The organism is Rhodovulum imhoffii, assembly GCF_003046545.1.
Lineage (GTDB): Bacteria > Pseudomonadota > Alphaproteobacteria > Rhodobacterales > Rhodobacteraceae > Rhodovulum > Rhodovulum imhoffii.
Map to the genome: position 1 here is coordinate 1 of NZ_QAAA01000044.1, position 2,201 is coordinate 2,201.

Consider the following 2,201-nt stretch of genomic DNA (forward strand, 5'->3'; position numbering starts at 1 on the left):
CCGCGGCGCGCGCCAATCAATTCCCTCCAGCAGCATCGACAATTGCGCCGGGGTCACTGTGACCTTGCCATCTGATGCTGCCGGCCAAACGTATTGCTGTTTGCTCAGACCGCATGGCGGTGCTCCGCGTTTTCTGACGTCTCGCGGATCAAATCTCTGAGCAATTGGAGCTGATCCTGCCACTCTGCGCTGCCCAACTGGGCGGGTGTCCGCGCCGGAAGCCAGAAGCCCAGGTGATGCTCATGCGGTGACAGGGGCAGGCTGCGTTCCAGCGTGGTCATCCCTTCCCGGGCCAGCCGTGCATCCCAGTCCCGGACGAAGCAGATACCCCTCGGGACAAACACCAGGTCCGGGCGGGTTCCGCCGGATTGCCCTTCATCGGGCAAACCCGGCGCGGACGCGCGCCCGTGTTCTTTTCTAAGTTCTTGTTCTCTGTTCGGGGGGCGATCCTGCCGTATCGCGCAGCAAGCGCAAGACCCAGAACGACGCAGACAGGCTGCGGAAGTATCTGGGCAAGTTTGGTTTGGAGTGGGGTGCAATTTAGCCAAACGGACGCGAACTTTCCCGGACGCCCGTGCTTGCTCATTCGGCAGCGATATCTTGTATGTGACCTTCTAGCCCCGACGCCTGCGCAGCAGAATAGGCGTCGGTGCTATTGGCCAAAAGCCAACCCTGAATCTGGGCAGGGCTGTGTTTTTGACCTCCTAACCGCTGTTCGAACACACTGGCCAAGTCGCGTTCACTGGGGAAAAATCGCTCGAACAGTCGACGGGCTGTTGCTGCACCCACCAATCCAAGCTCGGTGTGCAGATCCGCGGACGGGGTTCGCCCCTTGAACGGGCCCGGACATCTGAAGGCCGACAATGCCGTCGCCCCGCTGCTTTGCTTCATGCGGGCTCCGAAGAAAATTTTCAGCGGCATGAGGCGCAATCCCACCGTGATAATTTTTTTATTTGCAAAACCTTACGGCAGGAGAACCGTTTTGGATCATAGGCAAGGCATTCTTGCGGCTCCCGGACCCGTGGATTGCAAGACACAGGTGTCGTTCGGCAAGCGCAACCCCCTCAGGGCAAGTATTTTCAAACCGATAAAAATTCTGCATTTTGTGTTTATTTTTATATGCTTAGTAAGACAGCCCCCTTCCGGCCCTATGTAACGAAGACTGGTTTAAAGAGGGTTGCAGGATATGATCGTATTGGATAGAACCCTCCAAATAGAAAAAAGGGCTTATTTTTGAGTTAAGTCTTTTTAAGGCGCCAAATTACGGCGGGAACACCGAATAGGAAATGAGATTATGTCCTTCACGATCAACGACAGCACATATACAGCTGGCGGAACCAACTCTGGCTGGGCCTCAACGGGGATCACGATCGACGGCCAGCCCTTCGTTGTGTCTGTGGCGTTCGCATATGCCGGTCAGGCGGTCATCTACCGGGTCAATGACGATGGGACCCTGACCGAGACGGACCGGATGACCTATACCCCCAGCACGGGGCAGGTTGTAACAACCAGCGGCGGCAACATCACATCGACCATCACGGCCGACCCGGATTTGAACGTCACTGCCTTGGGCAGCTTTACGCAGTCGAACCTCTACGAGGTCGACGGGACGGCGACGCTTTTCCTGACCTCCCAGAACGGGACCGGCATTACGGTCTGGTCGCTCGATTCGGACGGCCATATAACGTTTGAGGACGGTCGCTCCTTCGGAGGGACTCAGCCAAGCCAGAACGGCGGGATCGTGCGCGAAGGCGTGTTCTACGAAGGGTCTGACGGCACGAATTACTATTACGCCCCGAGGCCCCAAACCGACCAGATTACCAAGTTTACCTATGATAACGGCAATTTTGTCGAGGTTGGGACCGTCGCTTCGGGTACGGCGGTGGATAACACGAACTCGCTTGACGCGGTCACGATCGATGGCACCGGATACCTTGTCGCGTCGAGTCTTAATGGCCTGGCGCTCTACCAGATCAATGAGGCCAACGGCAATCTGACCTTGCTGGATGACGAGACGTTGTCCGCCCAAAGCAGCAACGGCGCCGCGAACGCGACGGAAATCATTATCGGAGAGGATGGAACCGCGTACGCTTTGTGGTCAGCCAGCAACGAAGGTTCAACCTACCTCTACGAGATCGACGCGACCACAGGCCAACTGATATTGTCGGATACAATTGTCGGGTATGATAGCTATTTCATGT

At 56.6% G+C, this 2,201-nt stretch carries 3 protein-coding genes and 1 pseudogene; 1 reads left to right on the forward strand and 3 read right to left on the reverse strand.

Annotated features, from left to right (window positions below):
- From tnpB to C8N32_RS14660, 3 genes and pseudogenes are all read right to left on the reverse strand, one after another.
- Positions 1–108 (reverse strand): annotated as a pseudogene (gene tnpB / locus C8N32_RS15410) (IS66 family insertion sequence element accessory protein TnpB); the annotation flags it as partial.
- Positions 105–386, reverse strand: a complete 282-nt coding sequence (locus C8N32_RS15415) for a hypothetical protein (RefSeq protein WP_244905933.1) — start codon at positions 384–386, stop codon at positions 105–107. The gene C8N32_RS15415 and the pseudogene tnpB, both read right to left, overlap by 4 nt.
- Positions 387–582: 196 nt before the next feature.
- A complete protein-coding gene (locus C8N32_RS14660; RefSeq protein ID WP_107893701.1) occupies positions 583–921 on the reverse strand; it encodes a hypothetical protein in 339 nt (112 codons plus the stop codon).
- 373 nt (positions 922–1,294) lie between these two features.
- On the opposite strand from C8N32_RS14660, the gene C8N32_RS14665 reads away from it, so the two are divergent.
- Positions 1,295–2,201 (forward strand): lactonase family protein (locus tag C8N32_RS14665; protein ID WP_211309722.1); only part of this gene is annotated, 907 nt, incomplete at its 3' end.